The 22,441-nt window shown below is 64.9% G+C and carries 17 protein-coding genes and 1 pseudogene; 1 reads left to right on the top strand and 17 read right to left on the bottom strand.

What is annotated here, in order from left to right:
* Positions 1-39 precede the first annotated feature (39 nt).
* The 12 genes from tagH to FHY18_RS22080 form a co-directional block, all read right to left on the bottom strand.
* Positions 40-1,341 carry a type VI secretion system-associated FHA domain protein TagH gene (tagH, locus tag FHY18_RS17735; protein ID WP_259157410.1) on the bottom strand — a complete coding sequence of 434 codons (1,302 nt, stop codon included), beginning with the start codon at positions 1,339-1,341 and terminating at the stop codon, positions 40-42.
* A 322-nt stretch (positions 1,342-1,663) separates the two neighbouring features.
* Positions 1,664-2,212, bottom strand: coding sequence for a hypothetical protein (locus FHY18_RS17740; protein ID WP_259157411.1), 549 nt, complete (start codon positions 2,210-2,212; stop codon positions 1,664-1,666).
* The gene (gene tssI, locus FHY18_RS17745) at positions 2,209-4,173 is read right to left on the bottom strand and encodes a type VI secretion system tip protein VgrG (protein WP_259157412.1); all 1,965 of its coding nucleotides are present in this window, start codon (positions 4,171-4,173) and stop codon (positions 2,209-2,211) included. Before tssI ends, FHY18_RS17740 begins: the two co-directional genes overlap by 4 nt.
* Before the next feature lie 139 nt (positions 4,174-4,312).
* Positions 4,313-5,599: a tetratricopeptide repeat protein gene (locus FHY18_RS17750; protein ID WP_259158430.1), complete on the bottom strand. Its 1,287-nt coding sequence runs from the start codon at positions 5,597-5,599 to the stop codon at positions 4,313-4,315.
* A gap of 382 nt (positions 5,600-5,981) precedes the next feature.
* Positions 5,982-6,227: a PAAR domain-containing protein gene (locus tag FHY18_RS17755; protein WP_259158431.1), complete on the bottom strand. Its 246-nt coding sequence runs from the start codon at positions 6,225-6,227 to the stop codon at positions 5,982-5,984.
* A gap of 111 nt (positions 6,228-6,338) precedes the next feature.
* Positions 6,339-8,852, bottom strand: a complete 2,514-nt coding sequence (locus FHY18_RS17760) for a serine/threonine-protein kinase (RefSeq protein ID WP_259157413.1) — start codon at positions 8,850-8,852, stop codon at positions 6,339-6,341.
* Positions 8,831-9,370: an ECF-type sigma factor EcfK gene (ecfK, locus tag FHY18_RS17765; RefSeq protein ID WP_259157414.1), complete on the bottom strand. Its 540-nt coding sequence runs from the start codon at positions 9,368-9,370 to the stop codon at positions 8,831-8,833. Before ecfK ends, FHY18_RS17760 begins: the two co-directional genes overlap by 22 nt.
* A gap of 228 nt (positions 9,371-9,598) precedes the next feature.
* Complete coding sequence (locus tag FHY18_RS17770; RefSeq protein WP_259157415.1) at positions 9,599-10,021, bottom strand: DUF2147 domain-containing protein; 423 nt, start codon at positions 10,019-10,021, stop codon at positions 9,599-9,601.
* 309 nt (positions 10,022-10,330) lie between these two features.
* Positions 10,331-11,053 (bottom strand): ThuA domain-containing protein, encoded by a 723-nt coding sequence (locus FHY18_RS17775; protein WP_259157416.1) that lies wholly within the window; start codon positions 11,051-11,053, stop codon positions 10,331-10,333.
* 547 nt (positions 11,054-11,600) lie between these two features.
* Positions 11,601-12,335 carry a hypothetical protein gene (locus tag FHY18_RS17780; protein WP_259157417.1) on the bottom strand — a complete coding sequence of 245 codons (735 nt, stop codon included), beginning with the start codon at positions 12,333-12,335 and terminating at the stop codon, positions 11,601-11,603.
* 70 nt (positions 12,336-12,405) lie between these two features.
* The gene (locus FHY18_RS17785; protein ID WP_259157418.1) at positions 12,406-13,065 is read right to left on the bottom strand and encodes a CPBP family intramembrane glutamic endopeptidase; all 660 of its coding nucleotides are present in this window, start codon (positions 13,063-13,065) and stop codon (positions 12,406-12,408) included.
* Positions 13,066-13,260: 195 nt separating this feature from the next.
* Positions 13,261-13,764: a DUF4124 domain-containing protein gene (locus FHY18_RS22080; RefSeq protein WP_326521222.1), complete on the bottom strand. Its 504-nt coding sequence runs from the start codon at positions 13,762-13,764 to the stop codon at positions 13,261-13,263.
* Between the two features lie 143 nt (positions 13,765-13,907).
* Here FHY18_RS22080 and FHY18_RS17790 point away from each other — a divergent pair.
* Positions 13,908-14,315, top strand: a pseudogene (locus FHY18_RS17790) (hypothetical protein); the annotation flags it as partial.
* On the opposite strand, the gene FHY18_RS17795 reads toward FHY18_RS17790, so the two are convergent.
* The 5 genes from FHY18_RS17795 to tssF form a co-directional block, all read right to left on the bottom strand.
* Positions 14,312-14,737 (bottom strand): hypothetical protein, encoded by a 426-nt coding sequence (locus FHY18_RS17795; protein ID WP_259157420.1) that lies wholly within the window; start codon positions 14,735-14,737, stop codon positions 14,312-14,314. The pseudogene FHY18_RS17790 and the gene FHY18_RS17795 sit on opposite strands and share 4 nt — an antisense overlap.
* A 1,039-nt stretch (positions 14,738-15,776) precedes the next feature.
* Complete coding sequence (locus tag FHY18_RS17800) at positions 15,777-16,715, bottom strand: T3SS effector HopA1 family protein (protein WP_259157422.1); 939 nt, start codon at positions 16,713-16,715, stop codon at positions 15,777-15,779.
* A 20-nt stretch (positions 16,716-16,735) separates the two neighbouring features.
* Positions 16,736-19,486: a type VI secretion system ATPase TssH gene (tssH, locus tag FHY18_RS17805; RefSeq protein ID WP_259157423.1), complete on the bottom strand. Its 2,751-nt coding sequence runs from the start codon at positions 19,484-19,486 to the stop codon at positions 16,736-16,738.
* Positions 19,487-19,553: 67 nt separating this feature from the next.
* Positions 19,554-20,594 carry a type VI secretion system baseplate subunit TssG gene (gene tssG / locus FHY18_RS17810; RefSeq protein WP_259157425.1) on the bottom strand — a complete coding sequence of 347 codons (1,041 nt, stop codon included), beginning with the start codon at positions 20,592-20,594 and terminating at the stop codon, positions 19,554-19,556.
* Positions 20,558-22,441, bottom strand: a complete 1,884-nt coding sequence (gene tssF, locus FHY18_RS17815; protein ID WP_259157430.1) for a type VI secretion system baseplate subunit TssF — start codon at positions 22,439-22,441, stop codon at positions 20,558-20,560. Before tssF ends, tssG begins: the two co-directional genes overlap by 37 nt.

Consider the following 22,441-nt stretch of genomic DNA (forward strand, 5'->3'; position numbering starts at 1 on the left):
GCGCAAGCGCGCTCCTACAAAAGCGGGATCGGGTTGTCGTCAGCGCTGCGGCTGCCGCCGTGCCGACTTCAGGCGCGCCAGCTGGGCTTCGTAGGCGCGGGCGAACTCGTCGCCGAACAGGCGGCGGAAGCAGTCGTCCGGATCGCCGCGCAGTTGTTCGAAGTTGTCGCGGTAGCGCTCCCAGTAACGGCCCTTGCCGCCGAAGCTCAGGCGCTTGCCGCCGGCGTCGGCCTCCTGTTCCAGACGGTCGGGGCTGAAGTGGAACAGCATCGCGTCGAAGGCGGCGCGCATGCCCGCCAGCATCGCCATCTGGTGGCAGCGGATGTCGTCGAAGGCGTCCTCGAAGGCAGGCACACCGGACAGGAACGAAGCGCTTGGCGGGGCCAGCAGTTTCTGCAGCGCGTCTTCGGCGGTGGCCGCGAACTTGAGCGGGTTGTTCTCCGAGCGCTGTATCACCGTCACCGGCAAGCGAAAGGTGTTCTTGATCTCGGCGCGTGCGCGCAGCACGTCCATGACGCCATCCACCACGATGGTGAAGATGCGCTCCAGCTCCGGTGGCACGGCCAGCGTCGATGCCGGCGCGCTGCCTGATCTCTGCAAGGCCAACGCTGCCACGGGTGGCGCAGGGACCGTCGACGCGGGCGGCGCAAAGTCGCCCATCGTCAGGTCCCAGTTCTCCGGTAGCGTGGCGCGCGCCTCACCGTTGCCAGGCGGACGGAAGTGATCGTGACTGGCGTTGCTGTGATTCCATGCGCTGGACCCCACGCTCGGTGCTGGAGCCGGTAACGGGTCGAGCAGCCGCAATGGATCGAGCTCGCGTGGCGTGCTGCCGAGCAGCAGGCCTTCCAGCGGGTCGTCGGTGACAGGATGCGCAGCAAGCGGCGCACCGAAGTCCAGCAGGTCGCACGCGTGCGCAGGCGTGGCGGTGCGCATCGGCGATGGCGGTGGCGCGACCTGGGTGCGGTCGTCCATGGCGTCCGGCAGCGGATCCAACGCAGCTGCGAGGTCCGGCGCGGCGCCCGGGGAGTGCACCTGCACCTGGATTTCAAAACTGTCCAGTTGCAGGCGATCGCCATCGCTCAACGCGCAAGGATCGGCACGCGTGAGCGCCACGCCGTTGAGCGACATGCCATTGGTGCTGCGGTCTTCGATGAAGTACATGCCATTGAGGAAGCGCACCACCGCATGCGTGCGCGAGACGCCTGGCGCCGCCAGCACCCAATCGCTTTCATCGGAACGGCCAATGCTTCCACCGCTGCCGGCAAAGCGCTTTTGCGCGCTGGCCCCGAATTGCGCGGCGTGCACGCCGCCGACGGTGAGAATCAACTGCGAACTGGACACGACACGGACTCCTGCAAACGATGGTGGGCGTCAGACAGCGATGCGCTGCAATTCAAGATCCCTTGCTGGACGCCACACACCGCACCGCGCACCCAGCACGGCCCGGCGACAACCCGACGGCTGGCTGAGGACGTCTGCGCCGCGGCGACTGCAGCGCCGCTTCGATGGCGAACACGGCAAGACACCCTGCAGACCGTTGATGTCAGGCCGACGCACGGCGCACGGGGCCAGGCCCTGGATGCGAGCGGCACATCCCGACTCCACGCCAGGCATGCCAACCTGTCCGCTAGGTAGGTTTGAGCCTGCTTCCCATGCCTGGTCATCACTGCACCTGCGCATTGGCCAGCAACTCCAGCGCGTGTGCGGCATACCCCGTGCGGCGCGTCTGCAGCTGCGCCGGCTCACGCGCGGCAAGCAAGGTGATTGCGGCGGCCACCGCGCGTGCGGTCAGGTGCTCGGGCGGTGGTACCGGCGTGGCCTGCTGCGGTGGCGCCAGGCTGCCGCCGGACCAGGCCACTGCCGCCGCCAACCAGGCGCCCAACGAGACGTAACCGCCTGCATGCGCAAACGCCTGCGCGGCACGGCGGTGCGCTTCGCTGGGATCGCGCACCCACTTTTCGGCCAGCGCGGCGCCGACGCGGTCTTCCTCGTCCAGCGTTTCGCCGCGCACGCATTGGCACAGCCAGGCCACCGCATAGCGCTTGGGCAGCAGGCGCGCGAGCAGCTTGATCGCATCCTCGCCATGCCCATGCGCCAGCAACGCACGCACCGCTGCCTGCGGCGCCATCGTCGCGCCCAGCTGCGCACGTGCAGCCGCGGACACCTGCATGTCCGCACACGCCTGCGCCAGCGAGAGATCGGGCGCGCTCATCCGATCATGATCAGGCCGCCGCCAACCTGCACCAGCGCATCGGCCTTGATGTTCACCAGCGGGCCCTTGACCGTGGCAGACGCGCCGGCTTCGGCGCTGAGCATGCCGCCCGAAGACAGCTTGAGCGTACCGTCGCCCACCACTTCGGTCGCTGGCGAGGTGGCCTGCAGCTGCGCATCGGCAATCAACTTGATCGCCAGCGAGGTGGTCTTGGCTTCGGAGGTCGCATCGACCAGGATCTTGATGCCGCTGAGCACGATGTCGCCGTTGCGCTTCATCAGCAGACGCGAACTGCCGGTGACCAGCTCGATCTCTTCGCCGGCCTTGAGCAACAGCTTCTTGCCCACATCCACGCTGTCGTTGTTCTCGATGCGGGCACTGCGATCGTGCCTGACCGTGAGGACCTGGTCGTTGGTCACGGTAGCGGTGTGGTCGTTCAGCACCTCTTCGCGCAGATCGCGTTGCGCGCGCAGATAGACTTCTTCGTGGCCGGCCTTGTCGTCGAAGCGCAGCTCGTTGAAGTCCGCGCTGCCGCCGAGCAGGCTGCGGCTACGCATACCGCTCTGGGTCTTGTTGTCCGGCAAGGCGAACGGCACTGCATGATCGGCGTTGTAGACGCTGCCTACGATCAACGGGCGGTCCGGATCGCCTTCCAGGAAGCTCACCACCACTTCCTGCCCGACCCGCGGCAGGCTCATCGCGCCCCAGCCCTTGCCCGCCCACATCGAGGCCACGCGCACCCAGCAGGACGGTGCACCGTGTGGGCGCGCGGATGTGGCCCAGTGAAAGGTCACCTGCACACGGCCATGCGCATCCACCACGATGTCTTCGTCGGTATCGCCGGTCACCACCGCCGTCTGCAGGCCGGCAATGCTGGGGGTTGGCGTGCGCCGCAGGCTACGGAAGGGCAGCCGGCTTTCCATCACCTGCACGGTGCTGGAAAACGGCGCTTCGTCGCCATGCTCCGGCGCGGCCAGCGTGGTCTGTGCCGACAACACCAGATATTGCTGGTTGATCGGAGCGCATGGATGCCCGCGCAGGGTGAACAGCGCACCGACCATCAGGCCGCAGGCATTGGTGGTTGCGTGGTGGCTGGCACGCTGCACGTTGAGCGCCTCGGTACGCACTTGCGCGTAGCGGCTGCCGTCGGCTTGCAGTGCATGCGGACCCGGATAATCGAATGCGTTCAGCGCGTCCACCTGATGCAGCTCGTCCCCGCTGGCGTCGGCCTCTGCTGCCAGTGAGGCACGCGGCTGCTGCGGGTCGTAGTCGGCGAGCGCGTGACGCGTGGAATGCAGCGCGCGGGCGCTACGCCACTGGCTCACCACCGAGCGCAGGATGCGCCGTTGCTGCATTTCAGGCGGCACGTACGGCAGGGTGTCCACTCCGTTGCGTACCGCATGCGCGCCAAGCGCGTCGCAGAGCACCAGCGTGTGCGCGTTGCGCGCATGCGTGAAGTAGTAATAGATGCCTTCCTGCTCCAGCAGCCGGCTGATGAAGCTGAAGTCGTCTTCGCGGTATTGCACGCAATACACCCGCTTGGGGTATTGCGCGCTCAGCTGCTGCTGGATGTCGCTGTAGCCGCTCTCGCCCAGCACGCTGGTGACGATCTCCGGAACGCTCAGGTCCTGATAGATGCGGCAATCGCGGCGCTGGGTCAGCAACCATGGCCGCGGGACCACATGCAGCTCGAGCACGGTGTAGGAAAGCGCGTCGATCACGGTGAAGCCGGCCTGTGCGCAAGTTGCCACGATGCCGTGGTACCAGCGCTGCGTGCCGTTGTCGTCGGCCAGCTCCACGGCGACCGGTGTGGCCAGCAGCGCGCGCAGGTCGGGCTGTGCGTCCGTGCACAAGGCGTCGATGCGGAACTCGAACAGCTGCCCCAGCGCTTCGCTGGCCTGCATGCGGTGCAGCAGCAGACGCTCGCCAAGGTCGGAGTGCAGCGTGATGGTGCGCGGCATCGAAGCATCCACAGGTGAGTGAGCAACGCACGACGCGCTGACCGGCAGCCCCGGAGTGACGGCCTGCAAGGACCACCGCATGCCATTGCTGCCGGGGTCATGCTCACACGCGTGCGGCCGGCAAAGCCGACATTTCGTCTCAGGGCTTTGCAGCTGTGCGTGCGGTCACGACCCAGCCATGCACCGGCTGGCCGCGCTCGCTGCGCAGCACATCCAGCGCGATGGCAATCGGCTGCAGGCCGGCGCTGTGCAGCGCGGCCAGCACATGCGCATGGCTATGCCGGTAGCGGCCGCTGGCATCCAGTTCCACCGCATCGGCGGCGGTCTCCAGGGCTTCGACGGTAAAGCCCAGCACGCCGCCCGGCCGCAGCGCTGCGGCTGCGGCGGCAAGCACCGGGTGCAGCGCACCGAAGTACACCAGCGTGTCTGCCGAGGCGATGACGTCCCAGTGCGTCGGCCGGCCTTGCAGGTAGGCGGTGAGTTCGGCAACTTCCAGCATGTCGTAGCCGCCGCGCTGCCGTGCCTTGGCCACCATGCCCGGCGACAGGTCCACCCCGACCAACTGCTGCGCATACGGGCGCAGCAACGCTGCGCACAGCCCGGTACCGCAGCCTGCATCCAGGATGCCGAGCGCAGCCTGCGGCGCGGGCAGACACGCGGCCAGCGCCTCGCCCAGCCGCTGCGGCGCGCGGTAGTCCAGGTTGTGCAGCAATTGCTCGTCGAAGCTGTCGGCGAAGCCGTCGAACAGCTCGCGCACATAGGTGTCGCCTGCACGCGGCGGCGGTGCGGCGCCACCGCAGGCTGCCAGCATGTGCGTGGCCACGGCATTGCCCGGGTCATGCGCCAGCCATGCACGGTAGACCGCCTGCGCCTGGATGTGTTCGCCCAGCAAGTACAGACCGGTGCCCAGGGCCTCGCGCGCATGCAGGTGCTCCGGCGCCAGGCTGCAGGCCTGCTGCAGGCATTCCACCGATTGCTGCAGGTGCTCGGCGGCTTGCGCGTTGTTGCGCAGGAACAAGCCGAGCAGGTAGTGCCCGTGCGCCGATTGGGGATAGGTGTGCAGCAACGCAGCGTAGGTCAGGAAGGCTTCCTCCGGGCGGCGCTGCGCTTCGAGCACGGCGGCCAGATTGGCCAGCGCATCGGCATGCGCCGGTTCCAGCGCAAGCGCACGGCGATAGCACTGTTCGGCATCGCCCAGCCGGCCGCATTCGCGATGCACGTTGCCCAGGTTGTTGCAGGCATCCGGCTGCGCAGGCGCCAGCCGCAAGGCCTGGCTGATGGCCTCCACCGCCGCTGCGCTCTTGCCTTGCTGATGCAGCAACACGCCCTGGTAATGCAACGCCTGCGCATGGCCGGGCTGCACGTTCAGCAGTTGGGCATACGCCTGCGCGGCCTGGTCGAGCCTGCCGGCGCGATGGGCCTGCATCGCGCTGTGCAGCACGGCGTCCAGGTCGGTGTGTGTGTGGGCGATCGCGTGGCGGGCAGGCTGCATGCGGCATCTCCTTGGTGGCTAGGACGCAGGCGATGCGTCGAATGACGGCGGATCAGGCAACGCTGGCATGCCGTTGCTGGCGATGCATCTGCGCGTGGACACTGCGGTCGCAACGCTCAGCTGTTTTTCGCAGCGTTTTGAACTCTTCTGAAGACGCGCAGAGGCCGACCATGACGACCGCTCGGTTGCATGCGCACGCAACCGGTCGCTGCGATGGCGCCGCTGCGGATGCAGCGACGATCGCCGACGTCTCGCGCGCCGCGGCGCCATGTGTCAACCATGCAAGCCCAGCGCAGTGCGCACCCCGGCCAGGCCATCAGCCGATCAACACCGTAAAGCAGCCCAGGCTGATCACCCCGCCATGCGCGGTGCTGTCGCCCAGACGGGCCGCCGGTTGGCCGCTGATGATCACGGTCGGCGCGCCCACCACGATGCTGTCCGGCGGGCCCACGCACACCGCCGAATCGCCGATGCGCGCGGCCGGCAGGCCACCGATCAACACCGTCGGTGCGCCAGGCCCGATGATCGGCCCGCCCACATGCGGCACCACCCCGGTGACCATCGGGCAGACATGCAGATCGGTCAGGCGTGCGGCAGGTTGCAAGAGGGCGCTCCGGCGCTGGCAGTACGGGCACTATCCCGCCGCGTGACGCCGCTGACCCGGCAATTCGTCTCAGCGCCGCGCCACCGACGTTGTCGTCTCCACGCTGGATGCGGCTGGCTCCGCCAGCGCCAGGGTCTGCCGTGCCGCGCGCAACGGCTCTTGGGCATCGCCAAAGATGCCGGTGAGCACCTGCACCGCCTGCTGCGCATGCGCGCGCGCGGCGGCGGTCTGGCCGAGCGTGCGCTCGGCCTCGGACATGCCGCGCAGGATCTCGGCGGTCTGCGGATGCGCGCGGCCCAGCACGCGCAAGCTGGTGGCCAATGCGGCACGCTGTTCGGCCAGCGATGCCGCAGCCTGCCCGGCATCCAGCAGCCAGAACGCGTGATTGCTGCGCATGGTGATGGTGGTGGGTGCGTCCTCGCCGAGCGCGGCGCGCGCGCGCTCGAACGCGGCACGATAATGCGGGCCGGCCTCGGCCAGCTTGCCCTGCTGACGCAGCGCGCCGGCCAGGTTGCCTTCCACCATCAGGGTATCCATGGCGTTGTCGCCATAGAGCTTGCGGGTGATCTGCAGCAGCGGCGCAAGTTCGGCCTGGGCGCCGGCAAAATCGCGTTGCATCAACAGATACACCGACAGGCTGTTGCGCATTGACAGCACCAGCGGATGCTCGGCCCCGTGCAGGGCGATGCGCTCGCGCAGCAGGCTGCGCTGCAAGGCGATGGCCGGGAGCAGCTGGCCGACATCGGCCAGCAGGGCGGCATAGACGGTGCCCGCATTGATGCGCTGATCCGCGCTGGTCGCAGGGTTGGCCAGCGCCGCCACATAGGCGCGCCGGCTCTCGGTCATCGCCTCGCCCATGCGGCCCTGCTCGCGCAGCGTCCAGCCCAGCCAGGCGCGCATTTCATTGCCGATGGCCTGATGTTGCAGATCGCCGCGCTCGGCCTGCGCAATGCCCCGACGCAGCACCTGCGCCGCTTCGTCGCGCTGGCCTGCACCGCGCAGTGCCTGGCCGAGCATGGAAGCCGTCTTCAACGCCGGTTCGCTGCCCGCGCCCATGCTCTGCTGTGCCAGTGCATGGGCGGTGCGCAGATGCTGCACCGCCTGCGGAAAATCGGCCAGCGCGATCAAGGTACCGCCCAATGTCTTTTCCACATCGGTGCGCGCATCGGGCTGGCTGGCCAGTTCGTGCGCGGCGCGCTGCGAGGCCTGCTCCAGCACACGCAGCATCAGGGTCTTGTCCAGATCCCTGGCGATCGCCGGGTCCACGCTGGACAGCACCGAGGTCATGAAATCGCCGGTGACGCGCGCACGTTGCGCATCGCGTGCGGCCTGCTGCAGCGACCACAGCGTGGCGCCCAGGCCGGCGACCACGGCCATCGCCACCAACCCACCGGCCAGCACGCCACTGCGATGGCGCTGGGTGAACTTGCGCAGCCGCAATAGCCGGCCAGCGCGCAGCGCCCGCGGCGGGTAGCCATCGAGCCAGCGGTGCAGGTCGTCCAGCAGCGCCGACACCGAGGCGTAGCGCGCCACCGGCTCCGGCGCCAGGGCGCGCAACACGATCGCATCCAGGCCATCGCGCAGTTGCTGCTGCAGACGCGCATGGGTGGTCGCGCGCGCCGCGCAGATGCGCGCCTGCGCCTGCGCCGGCACCGATGCCACGCGCTGCGATGGCGGCTGCGGCAGCCCGTCGCGTCCGGCCACCGGTACCAGCCCGCAGCTCAGTTCATAGAACATCGCCCCCAGTGCGTAGATGTCGCTGCGCGCGTCCACCTGCTGCACGCCGCGCGCCTGCTCCGGGCTCATGTAGCCGGGCGTGCCGCGCCCATGCGCCGAGGTCACGCCGGGGTTGGCGGCATCGACGGCGATGCCGAAGTCGATCACCCCCGGCATCGGCCGCCCATCGATCTCGCTGACCAGCACGTTGCTGGGCTTGAGGTCGCGATGGATCACGCCTTTCTGATGCGCGTGCTGCACCGCCTCGCTCACCCGCAGCATCAGCAACACGCGCGCATGCAACGACAACCGCTGCGCATCGCACCACCAAGTGATCGGCTCGCCGCGCAGGTACTCCATCACCAGGTAGGGCCGGCCCTGGGCGTCGGTGCCCACATCGTGGATCTGCGCGATGGCCGGGTGCACCATCTGCGCGAGCAGCCGGCATTCGAACTCGAACAACGCACGGCCCTGCACATCCAGCGCATCGGCGGCCACCAGCTTGATCGCCACTTCGCGCTCGTAAGCACCGTCGGCGCGATGGCCCAGATACACCTGGCCCATGCCGCCGGCACCGATCAGGCGGTCGATCGCCCATGCACCAAAACGCGTACCGGCCGGCAGTTCCGGCAAGGGCGCGCGCAATGCGGCGGCGGCCTGTCTCAGCGGCGCACGCACGCGCAGCGTGGCCTGCGATTCCACCGCCAGCATCGCCAGCAATTCATCGCGCAACACCGCATCGTCACCGGCCTGCGCACGCGCAAAGGCCTCGCGCTCGTGCGCTGGCAGCTGGCAGGCCTGATGGAACAGCGCTTCCAGCCGCTGCCAGGCAGTGGCCGCCACGCTCACAGCTGCGCCGCCAGCCACACCCGCGCAAAACGCAAATCGCGTTCCAGCGTGGGCACCGACACCTCCAGCTGCTCGGCCGCCTCGGCCACGCTGAAGCCCACCAGCTCGGTCAACGCAAAGGCACGGGCCTTGCGCTCATCCACCCGCGCCAGCTTGTCGAAGGCATCGGCCACCACCATCAGCGCCTCCGGCCGCGCCGCGCCGTCGGACAAGCTGATCGTCAAGGTCACTGCCTGCCCGAGCCGCTTGGCGCTGGCCTGCTGCCGCGCCAGATCCACCAGCAGGTGGCGCATCTGCAACGCCGCCACCGCATAGAAGTGCGTCCGCGAACGGAACGCCTGCTGGCCTTGCTGCAGCCGCATCCACGCCTCGTGCACCAGCTCGGTCGCCTGCAGCCCGGCGCGCGCATCGCGACGCAGCTCGCGCATTGCGGTGGCGCGCAGCACCTCGTAGACCTGCCGCGCCAACGCATCGCCCGCCCCGGGCGCGTCCTGCTGCCAGGCCTGCAACAACTCGGTGATCGGCAGCTCGGACATCGGGGCCCATCTCGCCTGCGTGGGAGCGCAGTATCCCGCATTGGCGGCTGGGTGGATCGTTCAATCCATAACGGTTTAGCTCGCCCGGGGCGAAGGCTGGGCAACCGGCCCGCTCGGCTTGGAGCGGCCAGCACGTGGCGCACATTGCTGCGGTGGATGCCGGCAGCGGCTAGGCACCGGCCATGTGCCCTCGCGGTTGCGCGGTCGCCATTTGGGGTCAGGCGACCATCAAGGAGCGCGCTGCCAGGTCGGACCCTGACAGATGAAGGCCACGCAGCCTTCCACCTTCAGGGAGCCGTCCACCTCGCGCTTGATCTTGGCGGCATAGGTCTTGCCGGATTCGGGGTTGTAGATCTTGCCTTTCCACAGATCCCCTGCGTCCACCAGCTCGCTGAGGATCACTGTTCCTTCCATGGGGGTGTGGCGCTTGGCCGGATCCGGATTGAGCGCATCGGTTGTCCGGCTACCGGGCTTGGCCCGCAATACCTTGACGATGGTGCCGCATAACGACGCACCGCATGGCTGGATATCGACCAGTGCCTGCTGGTTATCGGTGAACCACTTTCCGGTGATCGGTTCGGCAGCGAATGCGGTTGCGCTGGAAGCGACGAGTGCAAGTGCGAGATAGCTTGTGACAGCGATCGGGTTCATCGGAGTTTCCAACCATCGATAGGGGAGTGACTTGCGCATTGCCGATTGATGCAACGACCCAGGCCGCACGGCCGCGTCGCTGGATTCAATGGCAAGCGGATGCTATCGATGCACTGTTGGAAGATGATTGGCTGCTTGCAGCCCAGCAAGGTTCTCAAGATGTGGGACTTCCGGAAGGCGTGAGGTGCCCTGGATGCCCAGCCATCTAACGACGCCTGCGTGGCTTTGTCGGAAACCTGCAGTGCCTGCTCGTTTGAGAGAGCTCACCCCGGTGCGTTGCAGCGCACGCGTCTGGCGTGCCTGACGCGCTCAGCAGTCGGGCACGTGCCCGGCCGCATAGCGCAGCCCCTGCTGCAATTGGCCCAGAAAATCCGCATTTTCATACACCGCCGCATCATGGCCCAGGCCGGTGTACCAAGCCCGGCCGCCGTCGAAGGCGTGGCACCAGGCAATGGGATGGTCCGCGCCCATCGTACCGCCGGCATAGAGGCGCTCGTCTACCGTGGCCACCACCTGCACCTGGCCGCGCGGATTGTGCCGGTAGTTGTAGATCTCGTCGGTGATCGGCCAGGCATCGCCCACCGAATGGCCATCGCGCTCGCGCTGCACGCGGGTGGACTGCAGCCCCGGCGGATGTTTCTTGAACCATGCCCCGACCAATCGCCCATACCAAGGCCACTGGTAGCCGGTATCGGCGGCCGAATGTACACCCAGGAATCCACCGCCCTGGCGGATGAACCCCTCGAAGGCCTGCTGCTGCGCCGGCGCGAGGATCTCGCCGGTCGTGCTGGCGAACGCCACCACGCGGTAACGCGCGAGGTTGTCGGCAGTGAAGACGTCCGCGTCCTCGCTGTGGTCGGCCACCATGCCCTGCGCTTGCGCGAGTTGCCGCAGCGTCTCCACCGCCGTTGGAATCGACTCGTGGCGGAACCCGGCCGTCTTGGTGAAGATCAGCACCCGCTCCGGAGCGGACCCGGCAGTGGCGGTGAGGGAGGCAAGCATGCAGATCAGGGCGAGCAGGAGTCTGTGCATGCGTGCATTGTTGCGCGATATCGGTTCCAACGCGCGTCTTCGCTGTTGCCTGCGCTGATCGCATGCGAGGCTGATGACCAAAGTGACCGACCGCGCGCTCCTTTCATCCTCACCGCTTGAGGTTTCGCAGGTGCCGCGCTGTGTGTTGCCATCCGCGCGCAACCCCGCGATGAGGTCTCGAATCTGGATCCGTACAGGCCTTCACTGTCGTGGCGCAAGCCGAGACGGGCATCGAGGCCTGCGACTTTTGTGTTGAAGTTGCCGTCACCTGCGCACCGCCTGCATTGCAGCCGTTGTGTCCCGTGCGCAGATTACTGACGCGACCCGGCACACGAAGCGTTCGAAGTCGCTCGTGAGCGCTCTTGGCTAGCTGCGCGTGTTTGTCCGGCGCGATGGACACCAACACCCGGGGAATGACATGACAGACAGGGGGCCTACGCAATTTGCCACGCGGTGTCGAGGCGGCGCCTACCTACTGAAACCGCCCATCGGCGCGACCCCGTCTGCCCGCGCTAACCTGCGCGCAGCAAGGCAGGCCATCTCACGCTTAGCGCTTGGCCGCCTCGCACAGCTTGCGATTGAACCAGGTGGACCGGGCGATGGGCAGGTAGGCGTCCCAGTCGCTGGGCGGAAGCATCGTGCTGTGTTGATCCAGCTCCGCCTGGAACGAGGCCTCGTCGCGACTGCGACCAGCCATGGTGCCGTCCAGCGCCGCCAGGCACTCCTGCGGGCGATTCAGGCGCAGCAGGGTGAGGGCGCGGTCGTTGGAGAAACGGTCGCGATCGAGCCAGGTGAAAAACTCGCCGCACTCGCCCGCAAATGCCTGCATGCCGGTAAGTGCTTCGGCATAGCGCTTGCCGCGATAGTCCCGCAGATACGCCTCACGTCGTCGGCTGCTGGCAGCGGACGTGCAGCCGGCCGGCAACTGCAGGTAGTCGCCTTCGAAGCTGGCGCGCATGCCGCAGTAATCGCGGCAGCTATCCTGGGTGAGTGCGGCAATGCTGAAGCCACCCGCCACTGGCTTGAACGACAGCTTGCAAGGCGCGTCGCTGGCATCGCTCACCTCGGCCTTGTCGCCCTGCAGCGTGCCCTCCAGCGAACAGCTGTGGCCGTTGGCACCCACGGCGAGAATCTCGAAGTGGCGCGCCCCATCCTTGTCGCCGACCTGCAGGCTGCCCCAGCCTTGCTTGGTGCCGTATTGGCCGGGCGTCGGACCAGCCGCCACCGCGCCGAATGCCGCCAACCACAGCAGTATCCCACTCCATCCATATCGCCGTGCCATCGCCGCGTCCTGTGTTCGACCAAGCGGCAAGTGTGCGGCATGGCGGCGACGCCAGGCCAGGCCAGTCCAGTCAGGTATAGACCATCAAGCCCAGCAGATCCAGCGCGCCATGCGCCAGGATCGCCGGCCATAACCGCCCGCGTCGGGCCACCCACCAACCCAGGATCAACCCGATCATCAGGATGCTGATGGCGCCGATCGGACCCTGATACAGGTGATACGAGGTGCGGATCGCCACGCTTACATTCACCGCGAACGCCCGGCCATGCCGCGGCTCCAGGGCGCGGATCACGTAACCGCACACGAATACTTCTTCGAAGATCGGATTGATCAGCGAGATGGCCAGCACAGCCGTGATCGATAGCCGCCCGACGACCATCGCATCGAATGGATTCGTGTTGCTCCCCGAGCTCCAGTTCAACAGCGTCAGTGGATAGGTGACCAACAGGCACACCGCCAGCAAGCCGAGCCCCGCCGCCAAGTCGCGCCGCTGCCACTGCAGCCCCAGCGACTGCGGCCTCCATCCACGGAACCACAGCATTGGCAACAAGATCGCCAGAACGAGCAGTTCGTAGAACACCATGCCCCACAGGCTCGCGTCGGAGAAGACCGGCTCGACGGCATCGCGCGCGACTGCCGAAACGCTGGACCAGATCGAAAGCCCAAACGCAATCGTCACCACGAGCAACAACTCGCCCCATCTGGCAGACGCTCCTTCACGTTGTTGCATCGATCTTCCTTGGCATGCCTTGATTGCAGATACGCAACTTGAAACGCGCTGTCTAGCGGCAGGCCTGCACGACCGCTCGCTCGACAGCCTGCATGAAATCCGGATCGCCACGCATCTTAGTATCGGCGCGGGCGCTGTCGCGCACATGGGTGGCGCGCGTACACGCCTCCGCGCTCGGCTGGCGCTCGTAACTGATCAGGCGTAAGCCCAGGTTTGACTCCTGGCCGTGGTAGACGCGGTTTGTGGGCCTGCCTGCGCCGCCGTTGCCGTCGGGGCCGGCACGGCTTGCTTGGTCCAACGCTTCTGCTCGGCGCCGTCGGCGCACGGCGTGGACTGGTAAACGGTCCCCAGCTTTGCATCGCTGCACTTGTAGGCCGACTGCGCCGCTGCCGGCAATGTCAGCATGTACATCGCTATCGCAAGACTTCTTTTCATTATCCCCCCTCCTAAACGGCATAGCTTACCGATAGCAGGGAGCAAAGCGGTGTCTCTTGGAGCACGCGTTCTGTTCTTCGGTGGCGAAGACGGGTAAAGCGCGCCTGGCGGCTTGTTACCGAGCGGCTTGGATCGTCGAAAAACCGGCACATTGCCGATGACAGCGCCAAGCGGACGCACAGCGCTCGCTGACCGATGTCGCATGCACTTTTTTTTTCGGCGGAGACCAATCCAGCCGGCGATGGAAGCGCAGACGAACTGCATTGACCGCCGGCGCGCAAGCAAAGCGGCCGTCGACGCATCTTTTTGCGGGCATTAAGCGGCTCGTCGGCACCGCAAGTCGCTGCTGTCGATCGATAAGTTAACCTGACCCCGTTACCGGACCCCGTTACCGTAACCCCGTTACCGATCTGAAGTCGCATCGCTACGGCCAAGCGATGGAAGACAGCCTGACCCGTCACGGTGAGCGGCTGCGGATCCTGTTGTTGCTCAATACGCTGGCCACCTTCGCCAGTTGGCTAGCGAGACTGGGCTGCGAAGCCACCGGTATCGCCCAGTGGCTATCGCAGCGCAACAGCACACGCAAGCTCTACTCGACACTGCGCGTCGGCCGCGAGGCGCTGGTCAAGCGCTGGCCGATGAAACCGGTCTCACGCTGGCTAGAACGCTTGCGCACACTTCCCGACGCAGTGCGCGAACAAATGACGTCGGTACTTCAAAACCGTGGGATACCTAAAAACCTGCCCCCCACTTGCTCACCATTTGCTCGGCTCCTTTTTTCTCTTGCCTTTCGATCCTTTTTTAATTTTCCTTAAATTTTAGGCGTCCAGCCAGGCGGAAAACCTTTCGTGTTTGACCAAGTGCCAGAACTCTTATATTTTAAAAAAGTTTGCTTCTTTAATGGCTGATTGCTATTAAGCAACTTACTTGAAAGCCCACCATAATGCTCCCAGTAGTACTGCTCCGCCGCAACAATCTCTAGCCAGGTGTAGTCCTTACAGTCGTATAATTTCCGCGGGTAGTACGGCCATTTTTCATCGTTTTTGTTTTGATAGGCTGCATCATTAAACTTGGTCTTATGCCATGGATAAGCCTTGTCATTATTTACATGCTCAATAAATCTAGATCCATCTCTTTGGTAGTCGGTAAGGCCGACATAAACAATTGAACTTACTGACGATTCATATATTGCGTAGATTGAACCACGATAAGTGTTTATATCGGTAAGATCAGGCATTTTTATCTCGCTTGTTGCCACAAATTGGCCTAAAGAAATATTTCATACATCGCTTTTTTCACAGAAATCACTGCATATTCGTTCTTCAGCAGGGGAAACGGCGAGGAGACGGGGTCAATGTGTACTTACGAAGTGAACCGAACCCCGTTACCGCCCCGTTACCGGCGACGACCAACGCGTTAGTCGGCCTCCTCGACGAACTCACTAACCGTGTAGCCCGTCATCCGCAACCGATACTGGCTCAGCGCGAACTCGCCATCGAGATTGTTCGGAGCGGGCAAACGGGGTCGGGCAAACGGAGTCAGGTTGACTTCCAGATAACCCTGATCCTGTTTTCGGTCAGGCGACGTCGCAAAGCCATCTACAGGTTGCTATAGTCAAATGCTGCTTAAATAATGATTTACCTATCTACTACTGATTAAAAATTTTCACTGCAGCTCACCCCGGATTTTGTAGGTAACATCCGGCCCCCAGCCACCGGATTTTTCTAGCCAGGCTTCGCAGTTTTTACAGGGATTCCATAGCTCCCTACCGTTGTAGCCAGTCGGACGGCTAAAAGTTATACGACTGAGGTCGATAACGTAGCCAGCATTACGTATGTACCAAAGCAGTTTTGAAAGGGCCTGAGCTTCTGCGCATGCCCACGGTGAACGCCTGAGTCCGTTAACTGCGTTAATGTGCGCATAAAGGGCTGGCGCATAGGCTCTCACGTTGTTGGATGGGGGACGTCGATCTCTACGCGGTCTGTCAACAGCGTTTTCTCCGTGGGCATAGATCGGCCCGTGGTTGTGGCCATGATTGAAATCTGCAGAGATTGTTGGCATGCCTTATTCCTTATCTATCAGTAATTCTTAAGATATTTGTACGACAGCCCCCAGCTTTTTTCCCAAGCCACGTCCCTCTAAAGGGATACCCTCAATCATTAGAGTAATAAACTAACGGGAAATCTCGGGGAGCATAGAGTTGGTCAGGATCGCATCCGCGAAAACAGAGTCAGGCTGACTTCTACAGTGAACCTGACCCTGTTCTTGCCCAATTGCTAGTTTCCGGGCGCGTCTGGGTCGAGCCCGAAGCCTTTGAAGGCGATCGCGGCAAATTTTCGGAAGACCTCGTAGTCGCCGCCCAGTAAATGGCGGTTGGCGCGGTAACTGAGGATAGCGGCGGCAATCGCCTGACTGCGGATGGTGCCAAAGCTCTGCGCCGTGCGGGGCCGGCCCGGGACCGGCGCCATCAAGGCGGTTTCTTGTTGCCTGGGTTCGGCGCCCAAGGCCACACCGGCGCCCAACCGCGTGGTCATGGCCGGTACGGTTTGGTCACTGGAACGCACGGTACCTTCCGCGATCCGTGCTAGCATGATCGCGGCAACCTGCTCCGCAGTCGCGCGTGTTTTGCAGTAAATCACTACCGAGTCGGCCCGGCTGGCACCGGGGCCATCGGTCTTGAAGCCGGTTATCTCGGCATACAAGACAGGGGGCAGATCCAATACCGTTTGCACCACATTGGGCATTGACTCGAATATCACATTTAGATAGACCCGGCATGTTGCCGCCCCGGGATGCAATTGAAAGTAGAGAAAGTCGCCCAACAGGGTTAGCGCGTAGTCATCGTCGCCGAACACTTTTTCATCCAGAAATGGACAACCTGCCTTCTGGAAAAGTGCACGGCTCAGATGTGTGGGCGACACCTTGTGTCGAATCAGCTCCCAAACGCCACGGGCCGTTCGCAGCACGTCCATTTCTGGGGCCGGAACCACACCGTCAACAATATTGGCATAGGCTTTGTAGACCCCTATGGAAATATTGTGGGGGATAGCTTCGGTTTCCATCAAATCTTTACGCGCAAAGATTTTGATTAGAAATTGCTCCAACTCATCGGCGACCGTTATTGGCGCGCGCATCGCCATGCCCAATTGCTGCGCCGGGTTCAGATAGCGAGGATCGCGTGGCCCGGAAAGAGCATTCGATCGAGGTCGATTCATGATAGGGCTCCTGGGCCAGACTAGACGTAGCTGTAGTAAAAATTATCGGCGTCGACGCTCATGTTCACCTGTGTGACAGCGCGACCCGCCAATATGCGCCCGAGGAATTCGCGGGAAATCTTCGGCAACATCGAATTCGTCAAAATCGCATCAATCATCCGCCCCCCCGACTCGCTCTCGGTACACCGGCTCACCACCAGCTCCACCACCGAGTCGTCGTACTCGAACGGAATCCTGTAGCGCTCCTCGATGCGCTTCTTGATGCGGTTCAACTGCAGTCGCACGATCTGCCCGAGCATGGCGTTGCTCAGCGGGTAATACGGAATCGCTACCAGCCGCCCGAGCAATGCCGGGGGAAATACCTTCAACAACGGCTCGCGGATCGCCTTGGCCATGCCTTCCGGATCCGGCATCAATTCCGGGTCCTTGCACAGGCTGGCGATCAGCTCGGTGCCGGCGTTGCTGGTGAGGATGATCAGGGTGTTGCGGAAGTCGATGCGGCGGCCTTCGCCGTCTTCCATCCAGCCCTTGTCGAAGACCTGGAAGAACAGTTCGTGGACATCCGGGTGGGCTTTCTCCACTTCGTCCAGTAGCACCACCGAGTAAGGTTTGCGTCGCACCGCTTCGGTCAGCACGCCGCCTTCGCCGTAGCCGACGTAGCCCGGCGGTGCGCCCTTGAGCGAGGAGACGGTGTGGGCCTCCTGGTACTCGCTCATGTTGATGGTGATCAGGTTCTGTTCGCCGCCGTACAAGGTTTCGGCCAGTGCGAGTGCGGTTTCGGTCTTGCCCACGCCGGAGGTGCCGGCAAGCAGGAACACGCCGATCGGGTTGTCCGGGTTGTCCAGGCCGGCGCGGCTGGTCTGGATGCGCTTGGCGATCATCTCCATGGCGTGGTCCTGGCCGATCACGCGCTTGGCCAGTAGTTCGGGCAGGCGCAGCACGGTGTCGATCTCGTTGCGCGCCATGCGTCCGACCGGGATGCCGGTCCAGTCGGCGACCACGGCGGCCACCGCCTGGTAGTCGACCGTGGGCAGGATCAAGGGCGATTCGCCTTGGAGTGCGCCCAGTTCCGCCTGTACCAGTTGCAGGCGCGCGAGTAGCGTGTCGCGATCAACCTGCACCGGTGCTTCGAGCAAGGCAGTGTCGCCAGACGCCGCCTGTGCGGCATCGGCATCGGCCTCCGCTTCCAATGCACTGCCGGTGCCTTCCACGGGCGCGTTACCACTACGCAGTTGCGCACGCAGAGACAACAGTTCATCGACCAATGCTTTCTCGCCGACCCAGCGCTGCTCAAGATCACGCAGGCGGCCGTGCTCGCTTTCCAGCAAGCCGGCACATGCGGCAGCACGCTCATCCACCACGATGCCGATCGCGCGCTCGCGCTCGATGATGGCGTGCTCGGTGTCCAGCGCTTCGATGCGGCGGCGGCTGTCGTCCACTTCGGCTGGCGTGGCGTGCAGGCTCACCGCGACGCGCGCGCAGGCGGTGTCGAGCAGGCTCACCGACTTGTCCGGCAGCTGGCGCGCAGGGATATAGCGGTGGCTGAGCTTGACTGCCGCTTCCAGCGCTTCATCGAGGATCTGCACATTGTGGTGCTGTTCCATCATCGAGGCGACGCCGCGCATCATGCGCACCGCTTTGGCTTCGTCGGGCTCATCCACCTGCACGGCCTGGAAGCGGCGGGTCAGTGCAGGATCTTTCTCGATGTACTTCTTGTACTCGGCAAACGTGGTCGCGCCCACCGTACGCAGCGTGCCGCGTGCCAGTGCAGGTTTGAGCAGGTTGGCGGCATCGCCGGTGCCGGCGGCACCGCCGGCGCCGACCAGGGTATGGGTTTCATCCACGAACAGGATGATCGGCTTGGGGCTGGCCTGCACTTCGTCGATGACCGCGCGCAGGCGCTGTTCGAACTCGCCCTTCATGCTGGCGCCTGCCTGCAACAGGCCCACGTCCAGCGTACGCAGTTGCACGTCCTTCAATGCCGGTGGCACATCGCCGCGGGCGATGCGCTGCGCGAAGCCTTCCACCACTGCGGTCTTACCCACGCCGGCCTCGCCGACCAGGATCGGGTTGTTCTGGCGGCGGCGCATCAGGATATCGACCACCTGGCGGATCTCGTCGTCGCGGCCGATGATCGGATCGAGCTTGCCCTCGCGCGCCTGCGCGGTGAGGTCGGTGGTGAATTTCTTCAGTGCCTCCTGTTTGCCCATTGCCGCCGGCGCAATGGCGCCGCTGGCCTCCCCGGGTGCAGCGGTCTGGCCGAGTGAGAAACCATCGCTGGGCAGCAGACCATCTTCCGGCGAGCCGGCCACAATCTGCGCAAAATGTTCATTGAGCGCGGCAGGTTTTAGCTTTTCGAATTCCTTTGAGATCGCCAGCAGGGCATTGCGCAAACCACGCACACTCAGAATGCCGACCACTAGATAGCCGGTGCGCACCTGCGCCTCGCCAAAGCTGAGCGAGGCATACACCCAGCCGCGCTCCACCGCTTCTTCGGCATTGGCCGACAGGTCGGTGACGGCGGTGGAGCCGCGCGGCAAGCTGTCGAGTGCGGCGGTGACATCGCGGGCCAGCGTGGACGGGTTGAGCTGGAAGTGTTTGACGATGCGGTGCAGGTCCGAGTCCTGCAGCTGCAGCAGCTGATGCAGCCAGTGCACCAGCTCCACATACGGGTTGCCGCGCAGCTTGCAGAACACCGTGGCACTTTCGATGCCACGATAAGCGAGTGGATTGAGCTTGCCGAACAGGGCACTGCGGGAGATCTCGGCCATGGTGCGTCCTTCGAAGTCGGTACGTTGCGTGTGAGCGTGCGTGTGAGTGGCAGTGGCAGCGATGCGGTCAACCGGAGGGGTGAAGCACCACCTCGTCGGCGTCGGCGATGCTCCAGGCGCGGCGGCCGATCCAGGTATCCAGGCCCAGCCGGCTATTGCGCGCCAGCTGCGGGGTGGGCACCTCGTCGGCCTTGAGCAATAGCTGCAGCTCCCAGTCGAACTCGTCGCCCAGATAGCTGCGCACCGCGGCGGTAAGCTGGCGCAGCGCCTGGCCACCGGGCAGGAAGCGTTGAAATGCGATGCGCGGCAATGGCCCCAGCCGGATGCGCACGCGCTGTTGCGCACCGCGCACCTGTGCACCGACCACGCTATCCACACCCAGCCGCGCATTTCGTGGGCCCAGGCCTAGTTGCAACTGCGCACCGGCGGGAAGCCGCATCCATTCGGCAATGAATTCCTGCACCTGCACCGGCCAGTCGAACAGTTGCTGCAGCACGGCACGCAAGCCTTCCGGTGTGCGCGTGGCCGCGCCAAACCGGCCGGCGTGATAGCGGCGCGCTTCGTCCGGCAGCGCATCGCGCTCGCGCAGGTGTGGGCTGGCGATGCCCACCAGTGCATCCAGCCATGCGCGAAACTGATCGCTGGCTTCTCGCTCGGCCTGCACGCTGGGCTGCGCCTGCGCCCAGGCGCGATAGAACAGGCTGAGCATGCGGTGGTGGAACACATCGGCAAACGCCGCAAAAGTGCCATCCTTGGCTTGCTGCGCACGCTCGATGGCGTATTCGGTCAGGTGCAGCGGCAGCGGCGCGTTGGGGCCGAATAGCCCCAGAAACACGCCGTATAACGCGGCCGGTCGATCGTTGGTTGCCGGCACGTAACGCTCAAGCGCGCGCGGTGCGAATGCCAGCGATGGCGTATGCCGCAAACGCAGCACATCGTCACTGGCGCGCGCCGATTCACCCAGGCGCGGCTGCTGCGGATGGCAACGCTCGATCGCGCGCAAGGCCGCGAACGGGGTGAAGTCCTGGATCCGGGTCTGCAGCGCCTGTGCCAGCGCGGCAGCACCGGTGCTCACAGGCGCGGTCGGGAGCCGGGCTGGGCTGGCCATCGTGCCACCTCGTTGCGTTCGGTGGTGCGCAACACGGTTTCGGTAAAGGAATTCACCGAAACGTAGCGCGCAAAGAAGTGCCGCAGTACCGAAGCCAGCAGAAACGCACCGCTGCCTTCGAAGGCTGCGTCTTCGCAGGTGAGCGTGATCTCCAGGCCGCGACCGAAGGTGATCGGGCCGGGCACCGGAATGCGCCGCACGATCGGCGTGCCGGTAACCTGCTTGACCCCTTCGATCTGCCGCTGCGCCGAGGCATCGAACGGGTCGCAGTACAGGGTGAGGATCTCGCGCAGCGCCGCCGCACCGTTGGGTCCATCTTCGAACAGCGACAGGTAATTGAGCTGCAACTGGCTGAGCAGGCGCCACGCGGTCTGCCCGTCGGACACCGCCGGGCGCGGCTTGGTCGGCCCGGCCACGCAGCGCACGCTGCGCACCGGCACACCGCTGTCCATGCTGAAGTCGGTAGTGCCCTTGCCCACCGGCATGTGCAACGGCAGGTCGCGGTTGCTGCACCACAGCTGCAGCCCGAGCTGACGCAGGTTGCTGGCGCGGGCCTGGTCGTTGGCATCGACCAGGCTGACGAACACCTCGCTGCCTACGTAGCTGGAGCGCGCGCCATCGCGGCGTTGCCGCGCCGACAGCAGCCGTGGCTCGCGACGCATGCTGTAGAACGCGCCATGCCGCGCATGCCACGTGCGTGCATCGCCGCCATAGAACGCGGTGAAGCGTTGTTCCGGCTCCTGGCGGTCGCCGAAGCCTTCCACCTCGCCCAGATGATGGATCTCGAAATCCATCGGCCGGGTGCGATCGGCCAGCACATGATATTCGTGCTGGCCGGCCTGCAGATGGATGCGATCGGCGCGGCGTTCGAACAGGTTGATGGCCGGCGTGCAGAACAGGGTGAAGTGTTCGGCGCTCACTGCGGCGGCCAGGCTGGGCACGCTGCGCGACAGCAGAATCACCACCTCGAAACTGGCGCCGTGCAGGCGACGCAACGCAGCGCGCAAACCGGTGAGTTCGGCAAACAGGAAGCGCTCCGGGCACGCGAAGTATTCCTGCAGCAAGCGGTAGCCACTGAAGGAGCGTCCGTCGTACGGAATCAGGCTGTCTTCGTCGGCATAGCCGCGCATCTGTAACGCGTCGTCGCCTTGCAGCGTTTGCAGTGGCGCGCCCTGCGCATCGCTGCCGCGCACCAGCACGGCGCTGGTGTCGGCATGCAGTTGTTCGTACAGCCGCTTGGGCAGGCCATCGGCACCGGCCAGGAACAGCGGCAACCGGTCCAGCGCCAGGCCTTGGGTCTGGGCACCGCCCACCAGCTCGAAACGCAAGCGGATGCCGGCGCGCACGTTGCGCCCGGGCGGTAACGCGACGCCTGCCGCCGCCAACGCGGCCGGCGATTCCAGGTACTTGGCTTCGGCCAGCTGCAGCGGCCACAGCGTCACCGCATGCGCGGTGCGAAATTCGCAGGCGGTGCGCTCACCGGCGCCGATCAGGCTGCGCAGTGCGCTATGGCGCGGCACGCTGACACCGGCGCTCAGGCCGCTGTCTTTCAGGTCCGGCTGCAACTGCACCACCGCCATCGATGGCAGCGGCGCCAGGTAGTGCGGGTAGACCATTTCCAGCAAGTGCTGGGTGAAGACCGGGTACTGCGCGTCCAGCTTGAGTTGCACGCGCGCAGCCAAAAACGCAAACCCTTCGAGCAGGCGCTCCACATACGGGTCGGCGCATTCGAACGCATCCAGCCCCAGCCGCCCGGCGATCTTGGGATACTCGCGCGCAAACTCGGCGCCCATGTCGCGCACGTGCTGCAATTCGCGGGTGTAGTACGGGAGCAGGCGCGGGTCCAT

This window comes from Xanthomonas sp. 3793 (assembly GCF_024806835.1).
Taxonomy (GTDB): Bacteria; Pseudomonadota; Gammaproteobacteria; order Xanthomonadales; family Xanthomonadaceae; genus Xanthomonas; species Xanthomonas arboricola_F.

Bases quoted from the DNA above. Each gene is read 5' to 3' on its own strand.
- FHY18_RS17740 (WP_259157411.1), bottom strand. From the start codon at position 2,212: ATGAGCGCGCCCGATCTCTCGCTGGCGCAGGCGTGTGCGGACATGCAG.
- tssI (WP_259157412.1), bottom strand. From the start codon at position 4,173: ATGCCGCGCACCATCACGCTGCACTCCGACCTTGGCGAGCGTCTGCTG.
- FHY18_RS17750 (WP_259158430.1), bottom strand. From the start codon at position 5,599: ATGCAGGCCCATCGCGCCGGCAGGCTCGACCAGGCCGCGCAGGCGTAT.
- FHY18_RS17755 (WP_259158431.1), bottom strand. From the start codon at position 6,227: ATGGTCACCGGGGTGGTGCCGCATGTGGGCGGGCCGATCATCGGGCCT.
- ecfK (WP_259157414.1), bottom strand. From the start codon at position 9,370: ATGTCCGAGCTGCCGATCACCGAGTTGTTGCAGGCCTGGCAGCAGGAC.
- FHY18_RS17770 (WP_259157415.1), bottom strand. From the start codon at position 10,021: ATGAACCCGATCGCTGTCACAAGCTATCTCGCACTTGCACTCGTCGCT.
- FHY18_RS17775 (WP_259157416.1), bottom strand. From the start codon at position 11,053: ATGCACAGACTCCTGCTCGCCCTGATCTGCATGCTTGCCTCCCTCACC.
- FHY18_RS17780 (WP_259157417.1), bottom strand. From the start codon at position 12,335: ATGGCACGGCGATATGGATGGAGTGGGATACTGCTGTGGTTGGCGGCA.
- FHY18_RS17785 (WP_259157418.1), bottom strand. From the start codon at position 13,065: ATGCAACAACGTGAAGGAGCGTCTGCCAGATGGGGCGAGTTGTTGCTC.
- FHY18_RS22080 (WP_326521222.1), bottom strand. From the start codon at position 13,764: ATGCAGTTCGTCTGCGCTTCCATCGCCGGCTGGATTGGTCTCCGCCGA.
- FHY18_RS17795 (WP_259157420.1), bottom strand. From the start codon at position 14,737: ATGCCTGATCTTACCGATATAAACACTTATCGTGGTTCAATCTACGCA.
- FHY18_RS17800 (WP_259157422.1), bottom strand. From the start codon at position 16,715: ATGAATCGACCTCGATCGAATGCTCTTTCCGGGCCACGCGATCCTCGC.
- tssH (WP_259157423.1), bottom strand. From the start codon at position 19,486: ATGGCCGAGATCTCCCGCAGTGCCCTGTTCGGCAAGCTCAATCCACTC.
- tssG (WP_259157425.1), bottom strand. From the start codon at position 20,594: ATGGCCAGCCCAGCCCGGCTCCCGACCGCGCCTGTGAGCACCGGTGCT.
- tssF (WP_259157430.1), bottom strand. From the start codon at position 22,441: ATGGACCCGCGCCTGCTCCCGTACTACACCCGCGAATTGCAGCACGTG.